This is a genomic window from Actinomycetota bacterium, from assembly GCA_030774015.1.
Taxonomy (GTDB): domain Bacteria; phylum Actinomycetota; class UBA4738; order UBA4738; family JACQTL01; genus JALYLZ01.
Map to the genome: position 1 here is coordinate 17,053 of JALYLZ010000003.1, position 17,398 is coordinate 34,450.

General features: G+C 66.2%; 13 protein-coding genes and 2 pseudogenes. 5 read left to right on the forward strand and 10 right to left on the reverse strand.

The annotated features are described in order from the left end of the window. The first annotated feature begins 90 nt into the window (after window positions 1-90). From M3Q23_00150 to M3Q23_00160, 3 genes and pseudogenes are all read left to right on the forward strand, one after another. Window positions 91-1,680 (forward strand): LuxR C-terminal-related transcriptional regulator, encoded by a 1,590-nt coding sequence (locus tag M3Q23_00150; GenBank protein ID MDP9340529.1) that lies wholly within the window; start codon window positions 91-93, stop codon window positions 1,678-1,680. A 136-nt stretch (window positions 1,681-1,816) separates the two neighbouring features. After that, window positions 1,817-2,947 carry an NAD(P)/FAD-dependent oxidoreductase gene (locus tag M3Q23_00155; GenBank protein ID MDP9340530.1) on the forward strand — a complete coding sequence of 377 codons (1,131 nt, stop codon included), beginning with the start codon at window positions 1,817-1,819 and terminating at the stop codon, window positions 2,945-2,947. A gap of 51 nt (window positions 2,948-2,998) precedes the next feature. Next, window positions 2,999-3,118 (forward strand): annotated as a pseudogene (locus M3Q23_00160) (aldehyde dehydrogenase family protein). On the opposite strand, the gene M3Q23_00165 reads toward M3Q23_00160, so the two are convergent. The 10 genes from M3Q23_00165 to M3Q23_00210 all read right to left on the reverse strand — a co-directional run bounded on the left by M3Q23_00165 (window position 3,090) and on the right by M3Q23_00210 (window position 11,531). Continuing rightward, window positions 3,090-4,781 carry a recombinase family protein gene (locus M3Q23_00165; protein ID MDP9340531.1) on the reverse strand — a complete coding sequence of 564 codons (1,692 nt, stop codon included), beginning with the start codon at window positions 4,779-4,781 and terminating at the stop codon, window positions 3,090-3,092. The pseudogene M3Q23_00160 and the gene M3Q23_00165 overlap by 29 nt on opposite strands. Before the next feature lie 10 nt (window positions 4,782-4,791). Next, window positions 4,792-5,277, reverse strand: a complete 486-nt coding sequence (locus tag M3Q23_00170; protein MDP9340532.1) for an ImmA/IrrE family metallo-endopeptidase — start codon at window positions 5,275-5,277, stop codon at window positions 4,792-4,794. A gap of 52 nt (window positions 5,278-5,329) precedes the next feature. Then, on the reverse strand, window positions 5,330-5,722 hold the full coding sequence (locus M3Q23_00175; protein ID MDP9340533.1) for a helix-turn-helix domain-containing protein: 393 nt from the start codon (window positions 5,720-5,722) through the stop codon (window positions 5,330-5,332). 171 nt (window positions 5,723-5,893) lie between these two features. Next, window positions 5,894-6,190, reverse strand: coding sequence for a DNA-binding protein (locus tag M3Q23_00180; GenBank protein MDP9340534.1), 297 nt, complete (start codon window positions 6,188-6,190; stop codon window positions 5,894-5,896). Between the two features lie 108 nt (window positions 6,191-6,298). Beyond that, window positions 6,299-7,387 (reverse strand): site-specific DNA-methyltransferase, encoded by a 1,089-nt coding sequence (locus M3Q23_00185; GenBank protein ID MDP9340535.1) that lies wholly within the window; start codon window positions 7,385-7,387, stop codon window positions 6,299-6,301. Then, window positions 7,384-8,184, reverse strand: a complete 801-nt coding sequence (locus M3Q23_00190) for a replication-relaxation family protein (GenBank protein MDP9340536.1) — start codon at window positions 8,182-8,184, stop codon at window positions 7,384-7,386. Before M3Q23_00190 ends, M3Q23_00185 begins: the two co-directional genes overlap by 4 nt. Window positions 8,185-8,311: 127 nt before the next feature. Beyond that, on the reverse strand, window positions 8,312-10,552 hold the full coding sequence (locus tag M3Q23_00195) for a type IV secretory system conjugative DNA transfer family protein (protein MDP9340537.1): 2,241 nt from the start codon (window positions 10,550-10,552) through the stop codon (window positions 8,312-8,314). Next, window positions 10,549-10,707 (reverse strand): hypothetical protein, encoded by a 159-nt coding sequence (locus M3Q23_00200; GenBank protein MDP9340538.1) that lies wholly within the window; start codon window positions 10,705-10,707, stop codon window positions 10,549-10,551. The genes M3Q23_00195 and M3Q23_00200 overlap by 4 nt, the downstream gene beginning before the upstream one ends. A gap of 329 nt (window positions 10,708-11,036) precedes the next feature. Next, window positions 11,037-11,249, reverse strand: coding sequence for a hypothetical protein (locus tag M3Q23_00205; protein ID MDP9340539.1), 213 nt, complete (start codon window positions 11,247-11,249; stop codon window positions 11,037-11,039). Continuing rightward, window positions 11,250-11,531, reverse strand: a complete 282-nt coding sequence (locus tag M3Q23_00210; protein ID MDP9340540.1) for a hypothetical protein — start codon at window positions 11,529-11,531, stop codon at window positions 11,250-11,252. 326 nt (window positions 11,532-11,857) lie between these two features. Between M3Q23_00210 and M3Q23_00215 the strand changes: the two genes are divergently transcribed. Together M3Q23_00215 and M3Q23_00220 are read left to right on the forward strand one after the other, a co-directional pair. After that, window positions 11,858-13,045 (forward strand): hypothetical protein, encoded by a 1,188-nt coding sequence (locus tag M3Q23_00215; protein MDP9340541.1) that lies wholly within the window; start codon window positions 11,858-11,860, stop codon window positions 13,043-13,045. Between the two features lie 1,446 nt (window positions 13,046-14,491). Beyond that, window positions 14,492-16,864: pseudogene (locus tag M3Q23_00220) on the forward strand (type I restriction-modification system subunit M). The last annotated feature ends 534 nt before the right edge of the window (window positions 16,865-17,398 follow it).

Consider the following 17,398-nt stretch of genomic DNA (forward strand, 5'->3'; position numbering starts at 1 on the left):
TCGAGCTTCGGGGGGGAGCTCGGGTCGCGAAGAAGGAAGGGGAGCGCGCTGGTTCAACGGCCGGTCGGCATCGAACGGGCCCGCGACGCGGTGAGGCGGGAGGCGTGGGCGGAGGCCCACGAGGAGTTCGGGAGCCTCGATCCGTCCCTGCTGGCCCCTGAGGACTGGGAGGGGTTCGCCGACGCCGCCTGGTGGCGCTCCAGGATCGAGGAGTCCATCGCGTTCCGGCAACGCGCCTACTCCGGCCACGCGGCGGCCGGCCAGGATCGGGCCGCGGGCTCGGTGGCGGTGCGGCTGAGCATCGACCACTTCCTGCGGTTCGAACCCGCCGTCGCCGCGGGATGGCACATGCGGGCGCAGCGACATCTCCAGGAGCAGGAGGAAGGCGTCGAGCACGGGTTCCTGGGCATCCTCGAGTCCACCATGGCGCGGTTCCAGGGTGACCTCGACGGGGCGATGGTCCTGGTGAGGCGGGCCACGGGGATCGGGCAACGCCTCGGCCACCGGGACCTCATCGCGATGGGGATCCACATGGAGGGGCTGGTGCTCATCGCCGGGGGAAGGGTCACCGAGGGCCTGGCGCTGCTGGACGAGGCCATGACCTCCGTCGTGACCGGGGAGCTCAGCCAGTTCTACACGGGAGCGGTCTACTGCAACGTCCTCGAGGCCTGCCTGGCGCTGGCGGACGTCCGTCGGGCCGGCGAGTGGGCCGATGCCTCGCGGGCGTGGTGCGAGTCCCTGCCGCCGGATTCCCCGTATCCCGGGCTGTGCCGGGTCAACCGCGCCGAGGTGGCGACGCTCCGAGGCGCCTGGTCTGAGGCGGAGGCCGAGTCCGCCCGGGCTTCGGAGGAGCTGATGAGCTTCAACCCGATCGCAGCCGCCGCCGCGATCTACGGGGTCGGCGAGATCCGCCGGCGCTTCGGCGACCTGGCCGGGGCCGAGGAGGCCTTCGGACGCGCCCACGCGTTGGGGTTCGAGCCGCAGCCGGGGCTGGCCCTCCTCCGGTTGGCCCAGGGGAAGGTGGAGGCCGCGGTGACCACCCTCCGCGTGGCCGTCGCCGGCGAGCGCGGCAACCGGCTCCGCCGGGCCCGGCTCCTGGCGGCCCAGATCGACGTGGCCCTCGCGGCGGGGGACCTCGACACCGCGGCTCCGGCCGCCGACGAGCTGGAGCGAATCGCAGGCGAGTTCGCGACGCCGGCGCTGGACGCGGCCGGGGCGGCGGCTCGAGGGGCGGTGCGGCTCGCCGAGGGCGACGTGCCCGGCGCCCTGGACAGCCTGCGCCGCGCCTGCGGGGTGTGGCAGGAGCTCCGGCTGCCCTACGAGGCGGCTCGAACCCGGATGCTGTACGGGCTCGCCCTGCGCGAGGCGGGCGACCGGGAGGACGCGGTGCTGGAGCTGCGCGCGGCGCTGGCGGCGTTCGAGCGGCTGGGCGCCGCCGCCGACGCGGAACGGGCCGCCGAGCTGCTGGCGGAGCAGCCGGGCCTTCCTCGAGGGCTCACCGGGCGGGAGATCGAGGTGCTCCGCCTGGTGGCCGCCGGCAAGTCCAACCGTGACATCGCCGCCGAGCTGGTGATCAGCGAGCACACGGTGGCCCGGCACCTCCAGAACATCTTCGCCAAGCTCGACGTCTCGTCACGCTCCGCCGCGACGGCGTTCGCCTTCGAGCACCGCCTGGCCTGACCGGGCCCCTCCGCTCGCCCCTCGCCGTGGTCATTTCTGACCACGGCCTCGACCTCGAATTGGTTGGTTCCGGCGATGAGTCGACGCGGCCCGGCGCCATACCGTCCTGCCACAGCCGGATCGAAGGAGGAGAGCGATGGAAGGGACGGTCGGCACAGAGCGGTTCGAGACCGTGATCATCGGCGGCGGTCAGGCCGGCCTGTCGGTGGGGTACCACCTGTCGAGGCGAGGCCGGCCGTTCGTCATCCTGGACGCGAACGAGCGGATCGGCGACTCCTGGCGGAAGCGGTGGGACTCGCTCCGGGTGTTCACGCCGGCCCGCTATGACGGCCTTCCTGGCATGTTGTTCCCGGCCCATCCCTGGTCGTTCCCCACCAAGGACGAGCTGGGCGACTACCTGGAGAGCTACGCGGGGCGATTCGACCTTTCTGTGCGAACCGGCGTCAAGGTGGATGGGCTTTCGGTGGAAGGGGACCGGTACGTGGTCGCCGCCGGAAACACCCGGTTCGAAGCCGACCAGGTGGTGGTCGCGACGGGGGCCTGCCAGACCCCCAGGGTCCCTGCGTTCGCCACCGAGCTGGGTCCGTCCATCGTGCAGCTCCATTCGAGCGGGTACCGCAACCCGTCCCAGCTCCGTGACGGCGACGTCCTGCTGGTCGGTGCTGGCAATTCCGGTGCCGAGCTCGCCTTCGAGGTGTCGCGCACCCACCGGACGTTCCTGGCCGGCAAGGAGCCCGGGCACATCCCCGCTCGGCACGGGGGCATCCCCTTCCGGTTCCTGGTCCGGGGAGTCCGGTTCCTCGGCCATCACGTGCTCACCACCGGGACGCCGATCGGCCGGAAGGTCCGCCCGAAGTTCCTGTCCAAGGGCACGCCGCTCATCCGGATCCGGCCAAAGGAGCTGGCTGCCGCCGGGGTCGAGCGGGGCCCCAGGGTGGTGGGGGTCCGGGACGGGCTGCCCGAGTTGGAGGACCACCGGGTCCTGGACGTGGCGAACGTGATCTGGTGCACGGGGTTCCGGCCGTCCTTCCCGTGGATCGACCTCCCGGTGTTCGGGGACGGCGGGGAGCCCCTCCATGATCGTGGTGTGGTGCAGGGCCAGCCGGGCCTCTATTTCATGGGGCTCCCCTTCCAGTACGCGGCCACCTCGGACGTCCTGCCCGGCGTGAGCCGGGACGCCCAGCACGTGGCGAAGCACATCGCATCTCGCGTGTCTGGGAGCGAGCACGGCGCACCCGCCATGACCGGAACCACCGTCACGAGCTGAGAGCCGCCCCACCGCCTGACAAGCCATCGGCCCGCCTACGGCCAGGGTTGGGCCGACCAGATCCCCTACGGAGGCGCCAAGGAATCCGGCTTCGGCCGCGAAGGCCTCCGCGACGCCATGGACGAGATGACCGAGCCCAGGATCATGGTCCTGTCCAACCTCCCGCTGTAGCGAGGTCGGATCGCGAATCCGCCGGGGGTTCGAATCCGGTCAGGTCCACCAAAGGTTCCTTATTCGAACCGATACCCGCAAGAACAGGTTGGCGGTCCGCCTCAGCCTCCTGTCGGCGCTTCACCCTGCCGGTCAGGAGGAACTCGAACTGGTCAACGAACTCTCCTTCGACCTTGTCTTCATCCACTTTCAGCTGCTCGAAGAGCGCCTGGTTGTAGAGCCGCCTTGTGGCGGGACTGGCCGCCTCATACTCCTGCGCGCAGTTGGCGAGCAACTCGAGCGCGATCTCGATGGTCTCCTCCACGTACGCCCAATCGGTCTCGGCAGCGGTTACGGCTCGCTCCGCCTCAAGCATCTCCCGGCCAATCCGCTCCTGCTCTGCCTTAAGGAGATCGAGGGGTATGGCGGACGCGTAGAAGGCCTGGAGCAGCCGCTCCCGTTCGGCCCGGAGTTGCGACAGCCGGATCTGGGCCCGCTTGGCAGCCCGGTCCGTGCGCCGGCGTTGCCTGGCGATCTCCGCCTGCAGGCCAGCCCGGACGGTTCGTAGCCTTTTCGGGGACACCTGGACGGTGCCGTAGTAGTCGATGATCGCGTCCTCCACCTCGTGGGCGAGCTGGTACGGGAGGTCGCAAGCGGAGTGCTTGTGCCGGGTGGCGCAGAAGAAGTAGAGATAGCGGCCCTTGGCATTGGTGAGGCACAAACGGGCAAGGCAGCGGTTGCACAGAATCCCCTTGAGGTAGTGGTTGTGGGTTCGCTGCTTCTCCCCGGCCTTGTTGTGGGCCCGGAGCACGGCCTGTACCCGGTCGAACAGCTCTCGACCGACGAGCGGCGGGTGCTTCCCTTCGTTCTCCACGCCGCGGTATTGGGTGATACCGATGTAGTAGGGGTTGTGCAGGATCTTCGACAGCTGGCCGAGGCGAAGGGGTCGCTCGGGACGAGTGCGGGTGGCCCGCTGGCGTAGGCCCGCCTTCGTGATTATCACCAGTAGCGTCTTCAGCGAGTACTCGCCGGTGGCGTAGAGCTCGAATGCGTGCTGCACGAGGGGGGCCCGCTCGGGGTCCTTCTCCACGGTCCGGAACTCCTTGCCGTCTACGAACTTCCGGACGTTGAGGTAGCCAATCGGGGCGAGGAAGGGGGTTCCGCCCTCTGCCGCCTTCTGGACGGTCCCCTTCAGGATCTCGGTCGCGAGGTTGGAGCTGTAGAACTCGGCGATTGAGCTCATGATGCCGTGCAGCAGCTTCCCCGAGGGCGTCTCGTCGATGTTCTCCGTCACCGAGACCAGCCGGACGCCAGCTGCCCGCAGGCCGGCGTTGATGATGACGTCGTCCTCGCGGTTGCGAGCCAGCCGGTCGACCTTGTGAACGATCAAGAGGTCGACGTCGCCGACCTCTCGGATGCGCTGGAGCATGGCCTGAAGTCCCGGGCGATCGGCCGTCTTGGCGGACTCGCCCAAGTCGACGTACTCATCGACCACGATGGCCCCCAGCTGGGCGGCCTTGCGGTAGCAGGCGCCGCGCTGGGCTGGGAGCGAGTAGCCTTCCTCGGTTTCGGCCTTCTCGGCCTGCTTGGTGGTAGACACCCGCAGGTAGACAACCGCCCGCTTGGGCTGCTCCGCTGGCGCCAGCTCGGCTGGTGGCGATTTCCGTTTCAGGGCTTGTGCCATGTCGCTCCTCCTACACCGCTACTCCACAGCGAGGGACCGGTTCGCTCAGGCCGATCTGGCGCAGGCGCACATTCATGGCCGCCTGCGACACCTCGAACCGCCGGGCCAGCACCCGCGGGTCCTGAACGCCTCGGCCCCACTGTCGCTTCAGCCAGGGCCGGGGCATGAGCAGACAGCCAGCGAAGTAGTCGCAGATCTGCTCGGCCCGGTCAGAATGCGACGCCCCTCGCACGGCCGGATAGAGCAAGTGGATGAAGGGGTTGTCGACGATGTGTTTGAGCTCATGGGCCAGGGAGAAGCGCTGACGGTTGGCCGCCTCCGCTGCGTTCAACAGGATCAGCCACCGGCCGTGGGACCATTCAGTCGCGGCCGACGTCGGAGTTAGCTTGACCCGCTCCACCTGGACCCTCGGCAGGCCCGTGATGGCCTTCTCCGGCACGGGCGGCTCGGTCACGCCAGACAGCTCCAGGAACTTGGCGGCCTGAAGCTCAGCCACCCGGAACGCCTCCGTCAGAGTCAGGGGCCGGATGGGCACGAAGTCTCTGAGGCTAGCGACCACGCCGCGCATCGCTGCTTCCCTCCTCGTCCTTGTACTTCTCATTGATAAGCTCAAAGTGGGATTGCAGCTGCTCAATGGCCTCTGCTGGTAGATCGTACTTAGCCCGAAGGTACGGGACGAATCCCGGCAGCCCTTCACCGCCGCGGTAGCCAGCCATCACGTAGAGGTCCGCCGTCTCTATCTCAAGTACCTGGGCCAGAAGCCGCAGGTGGCGAGGGTCGGGGGATGTGTACTCGCCGTGCTCCAAACGCGACAGCCAAGTGGCGTCGACTCTCGCAGCCGCAGCCAGCCCGCGCACAGAGAAGCCTCGCCGCTCGCGCATACGCTTGACGTAGTCGCCGAGTTGGTGGGGGTCAACTGTGGGGATAATTGGTGGTTTCATTGGTAAGTTCCTTTGGTCCAAATCGTACCATCCGGCGTGGACGGGGATCCACGGCGAATTGCCGAAAACCCCGCCAATTCCGGCCGGAGTTTCTGGCCGAATGCCCAACGAAGGGTGGGGGCGGAGAGATCGCATGGTGCGACCCCTCCGCCCCGTGTGGCGACCGGAGGCTCAGGCCTCCTTGCCCGGCCCGTTCCGGCGGCGTGACGGCCGCTCGGTCGGGGTCGGAGCCTCGCCCTTGTCGCCGAAGAGCGACTGGATGGCATCGCGCCGGGCGACCGATTCCCGCTCGATCTGAGCCAGGAACTCGGTGGCCCGCTGCTCGAAGTCCTCCTCCGAGCGCTTGCGCGCAATGTGGCTCTCGATGGCCTGACGGACTTCGTCCGCCACCGGCAGCCCGTCCAGCTGTGCCAGGAGCGCGAGCTGCGCGTGCAGGTCGTCCTCCAGGCGGATGGCCATGGTCTTCATGGCCGTGTTGCCGTGGTGTCCACGGCGACCACCTCCTCGGTGCTGGTGCGGCCGGCGATCTCCGGGTGAGATCGCTCAGGAAAGCCGCACGGCGCCGAGGAGCGCCGGTCATGCCGCCAGCCTCGCTGACCTCGCGGAGGCGTTCGCCTGAGCGTCCTCGATCCGCTTCATGGCGAGCCTCACGTACGCGGGGTTCAGCTCGATGCCGACCCAATCGCGCTTGAAGCGCTCGGCTACCAGCCCGACAGTCCCCGCCCCCATGAAGGGATCGGCGACGATGCCGGGCTTCCACCCCGCCCTGCAGGAACAGGCCGGGTGGAGCGGCCCCCGCTGGCGAATCGTCTCCCACCGCCTGGGATAGCGGCGTACGTATCTATCTCTATCCGCCGGAGCCTTGGCCCCGACGATGCTGATCGTCACCTTGCGGCGCCAGGGCTGTCCGCACCCGATGCAGATCCGCTCCGGGCAGGTGGCCAGGAGCGGGCGGACCACCAGCTCCGGCGGGAAGGTGGCGAAGTGGGCGCCCCGGTAGCCGCGGGTGGGCAGCACCCAGACGTCGCCCGGGTTCTTCCCCAGCGGATGGCCGGGCTGGTTGGCCGGGCGGGCCCGGCGCAGCCCCGCTTGGGTCCCAGCCGCCAGTGGCCCGACCCATGGCTCGGGTCTCATCGGTACGGGCCGCTCCGTCCTCGCAGCCTTGGACCGGTGGGGCTCGCGAATGGCGTCCAGATCGAAGAAGTAGCCGCGCCCAGGACGCCGGACCAGGAAGTACAGGACCTCGTAGGTCGTGTTGAGGCGGTCCGGGACGGAGTGTGGCATGGGGTTGGGCTTGGCCCAGATGACCTTGTTGCGCACGATCCAGCCATCCGCCACCAGAGCCAGCAGAAGCCGTTCCGGCGCCAGCAGCAGGCTCTTGGGTGGCGCACCGCGGCGAGCGTGGTTCGAGTAGCTGTCGCCGAGGTTCAGCCAGAGGCTCCCGGTGGGCTTGAGGACCCGAGCGAGCTCGGACATGACCCGGCGGAGGGATGCCGCCCAGTCATGGACGCTCGGCTCGAGTCCCATCTGTCCCGGGACCCCGTAGTCCCTGAGGGCGTAGTAGGGCGGGCTGGTGATAACGCAGTCCACGGAAGCCGGTGGCCACTGGCGAAGGGTCGCCGCGGCGTCGCCGATCACGATGGTCCGTCGGGGGAGCGTGGTCATGGCAGGCCCCCCGTCATGGTCTCGACCGTCTCGTCCACCAGCGCAACCCGGAACAGCCGATGGCTCTCCTTGGGCTGGCGGCCGATCAGGTCTCGGATCGTCTCCGCCCGCGCCGACCCAGGCACCACGAACAGCACCCACGGGAAGAGGCCCAGCGCTGACTGCTCGCGGCCGGACGCCCAGTAGGCGCGGTAGGTGTCGAGCTTGCGCCGGATGGCGGTCGCCCACTCCGTCCCGCGGTCGACCTCCACGAAGTAGTGGTGCTCGTACTCGCCCCGGACGACGCAGACCCGGGCGTCCGGCTTGAGCGTCGTCCGAACGCCGCCCGCCTTGAAGAAGGTCCGCCAGCATCCCGGCTCCCCCTGGAAGTGGAACAGTTCAATCCGGCCGGTCCGCCGGGCTTCGACCAGTTCCACGTAGATCTCGGTGACCTGCAGCGCGTGGGCGATGAAGGCCCAGCCGGGCACCCACGGACGGCGAGCTCTGACCCCAGCTCCTCCCGCTTCGATCTCCAGCAGGCGCAGACCGGCGGCGCCGAGGGTGTAGAGGTAGCCAGCCGAGCCGGAGCGGACTCCGCCAATCGACCGAGGCAGGCGCTCTAGGAAGCCCTTCTCCACGAGGGAGGCGACGACGCGCCGGCGGTTCCGGGCTTCTTCGTTGGCGAAGTGCAAGCGTTGAAGCTGGGCGCTGCTGGCAAGCCGGACGGTCTGAAGGATTCGAAGGATCGACCGATCGCGCTCGGCCAGCTCGGTGGCCAGGCGCTCCAGGCGGGCAAGACTGAGGTAGCTCCGAGTCATGAATGTGTCTCCGAGTTGGGACACACAGTCCCGGTCAATCTGGTCCCCGACGTTGGTCTCTGCCTGCCCAAACGCCGCAGCCCACTCGACGCGACCGGACGAGCGATCGGACATGGAGCAAACCGGGTCATGGCTGCCTCCGGGCCCGTCCAACCGGTCCCGCGCCGGGCCGGTCGCCGTAGCGTGCCCGCATGGCCCGCTCGATCTCAGCGCGGTCGCGCCCGAACCGGGCCCGGGACTGAGCCAGGGCCTGCTCCGCCATCCCGGTCTCGGGAGGCGGAGGCAGGGTGACGCCGGTGGCGGGCGCCACCACCCGCCCGTCCGCCATCAGGCTGACCACGACCTCGAACCGCCCCAGGCCTTCCAGGTCCCGTGCCTCGATGTGGGGAGCCAGCTCCCGGGCCATCACCCGGGCGTCGGCCGACCGCAGCGCAAACAGCACGCGGTTGCGGGCGTTGTTCAGGACAGCCAAACGGACGTCGGTCGTTAGCTGGCCGAGGTGCTGGTGGCTGAGCGTCAGACCGAGCCCCAGTCCCCGGGACTGAGCCAGGACGTCGTCCAGGCTGGTCGGCAGGTGGAGAAAGTCCTGGACCTCGTCGATGTGAGCGAAGACCGGATGCCGCCGCTCGGCGGGCAGTCCGGCTCGGCGCTGGACGGCCTGCCACAACCTGGCCACCACCAAGGAGCCGAGGAGCGCCGCCGCGTCCTCCCCGAGGAGCCCCTTCGGGAGGGGCACCAAGAGAATCAGGCGGTCGGCCAAGACCTGATCGAGGTCAAGGCCCTCGGGCTGGCCAATGACGTTCCGGACCCGGCGCCTCAGCAGGAAGGCCCGCAGCTTGTTCATCACGGGCCCGATCGCCGCGGCCCGCTCGGCATCGGATAGCCCCTCGTACCAGCCCCAGAAGGGCTCCAGGGCGACGGGGTCGTCCAGCCTTCCTACCAGCCGGGCCCGGAAATGGGGATCGGTCAAGAGTAGCGGCAGCTCGGCCAGGGTCATGCTGGGCTCGTGAAGAAGCGTCGTCAGGCCGGCCCGGAGGATGTCATCAGTCCTCGGGCCCCACGAGTCCCGCCACAGCTGGTGGAAGGTCGCAACGAGCCGCTCCACCACAAGTTCGGGGCCGTCCTCGGCTCCTGCCAAGACGTTGAGGCCGACAGGTCGCTCTTCGTCGAGCGGGTCGAGCACTACGACGTCGCCGACCCGGTGGGCCGGCAGGCGCCGGAGGATGTCGGCAATGAGGTCGCCCTTCGGGTCGACCACGATTACGCAGTAGCCGGCGGCAATGTCTTGACGGATGAGGTTGAGCAGCAGGGCCGACTTCCCGGCGCCGGTCGGGGCCATCACGTGCAGGTGGACGAGCGAGTCGGCGATTGTGATGGCGAGCGTCCGCTCGATGCCGGGGAAGTTCGAGATCGCGATGACCCGGCCGGTGGTGGGCAGATCGGCGGGTGGCGGCAGCTGCTTGCTCCCGCCGAGCTCGAGCCCCGGCAGCGCCCGCGACCCGATGGGGAAGGCCACCAGGCCGGCCAGCTCCCTGGCATTGAGGAGGCAGGGGTAGGGCCCGGACGGAAGGGTTCGGGCTCGCAGTCGGCGGGCCGCCCACGAGCTCGGGATCCGGCGCCGATAGAGGTTCACCCCCGGCTGGTTAGCCGCGTGCAGGGCAGCCGTCAGCCGGTGGAGCAGTTCGGCAGCCCGCGCGGGCGACTCCGCCACCACTCCCAAGCGCCCGGCTGCCTGGTAGAGGGGGCTGGCGTGCTTGGCCTTGGCCGCTCTCCTCGCTTCAGGGTCGATCTCCTCCGAGGTGTTAGCCGTCCCGTCGATCAGCGCCGCTAGCCATCCTCGGCCTCGTTCCGGGCGGGTCGGAGCCAGAGTCCACTGCAAGGCCATTTGCTCGCCGTCGCGGAGCGGCTGGAGGGCGGTTAGGAGGGAGGCGGCCACGGCGCCGACGTCATCGGTCCGGAGAGGCCGGCCCCGGTGCGAGATGGCGAGCTCCCCGGCCACGCCCATCTGATGGCCCGGGGTAACCACTGGGAGCACGGCCACGTTTGGGAGGGCGGCTCGGAGTTGGCTCAGAGCGATGCCTTCAAGTCCCTTGGGGATAAGCAGATGGTGCTCGATACCGTTGGCCTGCCCGACGACCTCGAAGACCACCGCCCGGGGGCCGATCCGATCCCGACCCCGGGGCGCAACCAATCCGGAGAGGCCGGTGAAGAGTTCGACCACGGCGTCCGCTTCGAGGCCCTGCTGGAACCGCAGGCGGTAGCAGACCAGGCTCCGTTGCCAGACTCGGGCGTCGTGGCGGAGGGCCGCCAGGACCGAGGCGGAGACGGCGATGCCGGTGATGGGAAGGATGACGACGGGCTCGATCATGGCCGCCCTCCATCCTTCTTCTCGGGCGGCTGGTCGCCCCGCGCCCGGGCCCGCTCGCGCTGCAGCTGACGGGCCAACGCCAGAACCGCGATGATCAGGTCCTGGGTGTTGTCGTCCGTCCTCTGGACGCCAATGATGCGAATGCGCCGCTTCATGCCTTGACCCCACTTAGTGGGCACGTGGACGAGCGGCTACGTGATGATAAGGCGGAGGTTGGAGTCGCCTGCGCTGTCCAGTGCCCTAGGGTCGTTGTACGTGGACGGGCGTCCACGTTCATTGGGCGTCTTGCCGAATTTGCTAGCCGACCGGGCACGACTTGTTGGCAGACCTCACGAGCGGTGGCGCCCTCCCAGCATGAAGAGGGCCAGCACCACCATGAAGAACATGGAGGCCAGGAGCGGGAGGACCGGCCGGACGAGCCAGGCGCCCACCCGCACCACGATGCAGAGTGCGAGAAGGGCGCCCAGCCCGTCACGTACTTTCTTCAGTTCTTCGTCCCCGTGAACCGCGTGGCCTCGTCGTACATCGCCTGACGAGCCTGTTGGGCGATGTCATGCAGGCGCTTGGCGGACCTAAGGGCACGGAGGTGTTCTCTCCGCGCCAGCCAACCACCCGACTGCCCCTCGCTCCACGCGGCTGCCATGAGGACGCCAGCCGTGAACGCGACCGCCACCAAGATCATGAGGACGGCGAACACTCAGGCCAGCCTCAGGATTTCGGCCGTCATGGCCATCGCGGCGGCATCCCCCAGCGCTGTGAGCCGTAGCTCGGCCTGTGGAGACTGCCGCGCCAACAACTCCTGGAGCATGCTGAGGTTCGCGGCCTCGAGCATGGCCGCCTTGGCCACGAAGGCCTTGGCACGCACCACGCTGGCCCTGTAGATGGCGAAGTCCTCGACGGCGGCAATCTCTCGGCCGACCTGTCGGGAGCCTCCCCGTGCGATTGACATTCCGGCACGGCGTTCGATGTCGTAACCCACATTCACCTCCTGCTCGCTTCGGTGTCTGCCCTACCATCCCGTGTACTAGGTAGGGTCGAGATGGATCAGAAACCCGGGGGCAGTAGGAGCGCCCCCGGGTCTCTGGGGCCTAGGGCTGGTGGCCGGCAGGAACCACGGGGTTCCAGAGCCCTGACGACGCGTAGCTCGATCGGAAGAGCTCTTCCCAAGCCGATCGCAGGTAGCCGGCCAGAACGCGCCAAGTGTCTACACCAGCCCGAAGAGTGTTAGCCTTCTGTCGCATCACCTCCCCGTGCCTCTCTATGCTTGGATCGAGGCTAGGGAGGAGGCGCAGACAGTCCGCGGTCATGGAGCGGACAACTTCCGGACAAGTGGAAGCCACAGCCGAACGAGCGCCTGAACCTGGTCAGCTTGCCACCGAGCTGGCCTACGTCATTCACGAGGCCTCGCGTCCGAGTGCCCTCCACCGCATCCGCACGGCGATCCCGGGTCTTCTCGCATTGGCCTGTGTTCAGCCCCCGGAAGGCTCGGATGCAGGAGACCACGACCGAGCGGGAGCGTTTTGCCGGGTATTGAAGGAAGTCATTTCGCGGCGGGACGATCCCGATGTCCGATTGGGTTTCCAGCAGCTGCTCGGCGCCACCGACGCCTTGGCCAATGTATCCCCGGTCGACAGACGCGAGATGGCCGCACGCACGTGGGGCCTGCTGGGACGACGGGGCCGCTCCCTCACCAGCGACTCCTTCCTCAAGCGGCAACAGTCCAAGTTCTGCGAGCAACTTGCCGACTGGCTATTGGAGTACGATCGCGAATACCGGCTCAAGCAAACGAGAAATCAGATGGAACTCGGGGCCCCCGCCGATCGAGCGGTGGCGGTCGACTGGCTTGACCGGTTCCAGTATTACTACCGTGTCTGGACGGATCTGGTCAGCCTCAAGCACGACTTCGAGGCGTTCCTGATCCGACGCGGGAAGGATCCAGACGATCCCGCCCTGCCAAGCTATTACGAATCGTCGCTGTGGTTCTACGCGCTGGAGCAACTCGACGTGGATCGGTTCGTTGAAGAGCGGGGCGGCATTTGGCTCTTTAGCGATATCGAAGTCGAGCAGCAGGTTGCCGATGCCCTCTACCACGTGAGTTGGCACGCCCCCGCCTCGACGGTCGACGCCAGTTGGCTGGCACTAGCAGCTCGTAACGCGGATGTACCCAACGCGTTCCGGTTTCGCCAAGCCCTGCGGACGGTGAAGCGAGGTCGTCAGATTCTTCGTCGCTGGGCAATCTGGCTCAACAAGTGTAAATGCGACCTTAGGAAGCCCTCCCCCAAGTGTGAAGTTCATCGAGTCATTCGGTTCTGTCGCTTTTACGCGGAAACGATCGACCGAGAATGGCGATCCATTGCTTCTTGGTATTCGAGAGCTCCCGCGCGGCCGCACGTTGACACGATCGACCTAGCCGCCTTGTATGAGCAATATCCTTATGAGCTCAAGGACTTGGATCTAGGTGAATTGGAGGAGGGAGAGCCTGGTGATGGCTAGGGAGGGAAGTGTTCCCCTTGACGCGCCCGGCAATTCATTGCCATAATTAGTGGGAATCTCCATGGCTCGCCTCCCCGGAGCGTTCGGCGTCTCGGGGAGGCGAGCTTGGAACCTCCAAGCTGCCAGCCGGGAGGTTCCTATGGTGAATCCCAAGATGCCGCGGGTCCCTGGTCCCCTACACTATCGGGCTGAGATCGGGACTGCTGCCGTGGAGTTGAACAGCTGGATAAACACCACGCTGGTTCGGCGTCGTGTTCGCCGACACAGGGATGCGGCTATCGCACGGGAAGGCTTGTCCACGAGCCTGTGGTGGTTGGCGCGACTCGTCGCTGCGGTCAAGTCCCTTGAGGAGACCTATGGCCGGCCGTGGCCTCAGACCTATGACACGGGTGATCTCTCATCCGTAGCGGAGGGGATCGCTCAGCAACTGCCTCTCAGCCCGAGTGACATGGGTACGCTTCGGGGAGCGTTCGACGCCAAGTTGCATCCAGGCGACTTCGCGAGCTTGGTTGCGAATGGCCACGGGCGGCCAGACCTCGTCCAGAACTGGTCCGGCTGGCTGGAGAACTGCGAGTGTCGGCTGGATCAGCCCGAGCACAGCTGCCCCGTCCATGCTGTTCTCGCTGCGCTGCGGGTGCTTATCTACTGAGGCGCATGTCTTGAGCCCCCGCCTTCTTTCGGCGGGGGCTTACCGTTGCCCCGGTTCCCTTCACCATCTAGGCTTCTACTGATTCGTTAGGGAGGTGGGTATGTCAGAGCGACTGATTCTCGTGTGCGATAAGTGCGGTCAGCCCGCCGTCGAAACCATCACGCTTCGGGTGAAGGGACGGAACCTGAACTTGGACCTGTGCCATGTGCATCTCGAGGACGTCACAGCCGGGGCGCATGCTCCCCGGCGCGGACGGAGAGCTGCAGCGGCCTTGGTGGACGCCTCGTCTGCGAAGCGGCGGGGCCGTCCGCCGGGAAGCAAGAACAGGGCAGTGAGTGGCAACGGTCGCCGGCGACGGACTGCCCAGTCTTCCTCGGCCGGCTGAGCGTAGGGCGTCTGTGTGGCTACCGAGGAGTCCTTGGACGCGTTCCTGGAGGAGCTTGGCCCAAAAGGTCGAGCTGAGCTTGATCTGGTACTTGCTTCCCCCTCACACGTACGGGCCGATGCAATCCGTCAGCTCTCCCAACGGCCTGAGGGGCGCGACGTGGCTGACCTGCTTATCGAGCTGGAGGTCAACGACTTCGCTCGCGCCGCGGTGCTAGATCGGCTCTACCGGTGGTCGGTCTAGCCGACACGGGTGGTTCGCCCGCACGGCGCCTGGATCGCCGAGCCTTGTTCTCGAACAGCTGTTCGCTTATAGTGAAACAGAAGCAGAAGGGGAACCCGGGCTGATGGCGATTAAGAAATCAGATCTTTACCGCTCATTGTGGGCAAGTTGTGACGAGCTTCGTGGTGGCATGGATGCCACGCAGTACAAGGATTACATCCTAACTCTGCTGTTCGTGAAGTATGTCACTGACAAGGCGAAGTCGGACCCGAACAGCCTGATCGAAGTTCCAAGGGGCGGCGCCTTCGATGACATGGTCGCCCTTAAGGGTGATAAAGAAATTGGCGACAAGGTCAACAAGATCATCGGCAAACTGGCTGAAGCGAACAATCTCCAGAAGGTCATCGACGTAGCCGACTTCAACGACGAAGAGAAGCTCGGCAGCGGGAAGGAGATGCAGGACCGACTGTCCAAGTTGGTGACGATCTTCAACGACCTTGACTTCCGCGGCAGTCGGGCCGAGGGAGACGACCTGCTCGGCGACGCCTACGAATACCTGATGCGACACTTTGCCACCGAATCCGGCAAGTCGAAGGGGCAGTTCTATACACCCGCTGAGGTTTCCCGCGTACTGGCCAAGGTAATCGGCATTGGCCCGCATACCCGTCAGGACCAGACCGTCTACGACCCCACGTGCGGCTCTGGGTCGCTGCTCCTCAAGGCTGCTTCCGAGGCACCCCGAGGCATCACGATCTACGGCCAAGAGAAGGATGTCGCTACCTGGGCACTGTGCAAGATGAACATGATCCTGCACAGCAACGAGGACGCCGACATCGCAAGAGGCGACACTCTTACTAGTCCACATTTTACCAAGGGCGGTCAACTCCGCGCGTTCGATTTCGTGGTCATGAATCCGCCGTTCTCCACCAAGTCCTGGAGCAATGGGTTGGAGAACGAGTTCGGTCGATTCGATGGCTTCGGCAGGCCACCGGCGAAGAATGGCGACTATGCGTTCCTCTTGCACGTCATCAAGTCACTCAAGAGCACTGGTAAGGCAGCCGTCATCCTCCCCCATGGTGTGTTGTACCGCGGCAACGCCGAGGCGATCATCCGCAAAGAGCTGCTCAAGCGCGGCTACATCCAGGGCATAATCGGCCTGCCGGCCAATCTGTTCTACGGAACCGGCATCCCAGCTTGCATTGTCGTCATCGACAAGGAGAATGCCCAAGCTCGCACTGGCGTGTTCATGATCGATGCCGCTAAGGGGTTCATGAAGGATGGACCCAAGAATCGTCTCCGCAGCCAAGACATCCACAAGATCGTCGACGTCTTTACCAAGCAGACAGAGATCGACCGCTACTCGCGCATGGTCCCGCTAGCGGAGATCGCCGACCTCGGGAACGACTACAACCTCAACATCTCTCGCTACATCGACACCTCCGATCCGGAGGACATCCAAGACCTTGACGCCCACTTGCATGGCGGCATCCCCGACCGGGACCTTGACGCCCTAGGAGGATACTGGGACGCATTCCCCCAGTTGCGCGGCCTGCTGTTCAGTTCGAACCGTCCCGGCTACAGCGACCTGACCATTGACGTCAGCCAGGTCGAGCAGGCTATCCTAGATTCCCCCGAGGTACAGAAGCTCGCCACGGAGGCTCGTGACCTGACCGCCGAGTGGTTCGATGGCCACCGCGGCCGACTGGCTGAGATCGACACGGATACGGAGCCGACCGAGCTCATCGTCGCTATTGGCGACGACCTGCTTGCGCGGTTCAAGGCAGTGGCGCTACTGGACGAGTACGACGTCTACGAGCAGCTCATGACCTACTGGCACGAGGTAATGCACGACGATGTCTTCGTGATCATGCACGAGGGTTGGGACGAGGCTGCCAAACCGCGCAAGACGATCGCGGACAAGGACCGCAAGCTGTCCGAGTCGCCTGACTTGGTCATTGGATCGGGACGCGGAGCCACGAAATACAAGATGGACCTCATCCCGCCTGCCCTCATCGTGGCGCGCTACTTCCCCAACGAACAGGCGAAGATAGACGAACTGACCGTGGCAGCCGGGGAGGCCGCCCGGGTCGTCGAGGAGTACGTCGTGGAACACGCCGTGGAGGACGGGCTCCTAGCAGCGGCCATGGAAGAGGACAAGATCAGCAAAGCACTCACAAGCGCGCGCCTCAAGCTTGCCAGGCTTGAGAACGACTCTGACCCTGGCGAGATCAAGGCGCTGGCGCACCTGCTCAGGCTTTACAACGACGAGGCAGCAGCGAGGAAGGCGGTCAAAGATGCTCAGGCGGCCCTTGACCTCGCGATACTCAAGAAATACGGCGATCTCACGGCCTATGACATCAGAAGTCTTGTTCTTGACAGCAAGTGGGCAAGGAGCATTTCCAGCCGAGTCGCAAGGTTGGTGTTGGGCATGCTGCGGGGCCTGTCGGGTAGGATTGGGGAGTTGGGCAGGCGGTACGAGTCGAGTCTCGCGGAGATCGACGCCGAACTTGCGACCCTCCGCTTGCAGATCGCCTCGTCCCTTTCTGCGATGGGAGCAGACCAACTCCTCACTGGCGAGCAGCGTCTACCCGGGTTCACCCAGCCATGGCGTGAAGTGGCGTTGGGCAACCATGTGACATACGTCAAGACCGTTGGACTGTCCCGCGCGCAACTCGATGCTGAGTCGCCAACCAAGTATCTGCACTACGGGGACATTCACACGCGCACCTCGATATTCCTCGACGCAGCCCGAGAGGCAATGCCACGGGCCAAGGCGGAACTCCTAAGGAACGCTGGACGTCTGAGAGTGGGCGACTTGATCTTCGCTGACGCATCTGAGGACGCTGACGGGGTCGGCAAGTCGGTCGAGATCGTCGCGGTTCCCGCGGATGGCGTGGTAGCGGGATTGCACACGATCGCTGCCAGATTCGGCAAGGGTGTGTTGGCCGACGGATTCAAGGCTTATCTTCAGTTCATCCCTGGGTTCCGTAATGCGCTCCTGCGTCTTGCGGCCGGAACAAAGGTGCTGGCTACGACGCGGCGGTATATCTCTAGCATCACTCTGCGTCTGCCAGAGGTGGACGAACAACTAGCTATC

What these genes read in the sequence shown, in the direction of transcription:
- M3Q23_00200 (MDP9340538.1), bottom strand. Translation starts at nt 10,707, where the DNA reads ATGAAGCGGCGCATTCGCATCATTGGCGTCCAGAGGACGGACGACAAC.
- M3Q23_00215 (MDP9340541.1), top strand. Translation starts at nt 11,858, where the DNA reads ATGGAGCGGACAACTTCCGGACAAGTGGAAGCCACAGCCGAACGAGCG.
- M3Q23_00195 (MDP9340537.1), bottom strand. Translation starts at nt 10,552, where the DNA reads ATGATCGAGCCCGTCGTCATCCTTCCCATCACCGGCATCGCCGTCTCC.
- M3Q23_00155 (MDP9340530.1), top strand. Translation starts at nt 1,817, where the DNA reads ATGGAAGGGACGGTCGGCACAGAGCGGTTCGAGACCGTGATCATCGGC.
- M3Q23_00185 (MDP9340535.1), bottom strand. Translation starts at nt 7,387, where the DNA reads ATGACCACGCTCCCCCGACGGACCATCGTGATCGGCGACGCCGCGGCG.
- M3Q23_00175 (MDP9340533.1), bottom strand. Translation starts at nt 5,722, where the DNA reads ATGAAACCACCAATTATCCCCACAGTTGACCCCCACCAACTCGGCGAC.
- M3Q23_00165 (MDP9340531.1), bottom strand. Translation starts at nt 4,781, where the DNA reads ATGGCACAAGCCCTGAAACGGAAATCGCCACCAGCCGAGCTGGCGCCA.
- M3Q23_00190 (MDP9340536.1), bottom strand. Translation starts at nt 8,184, where the DNA reads ATGACTCGGAGCTACCTCAGTCTTGCCCGCCTGGAGCGCCTGGCCACC.
- M3Q23_00180 (MDP9340534.1), bottom strand. Translation starts at nt 6,190, where the DNA reads ATGAAGACCATGGCCATCCGCCTGGAGGACGACCTGCACGCGCAGCTC.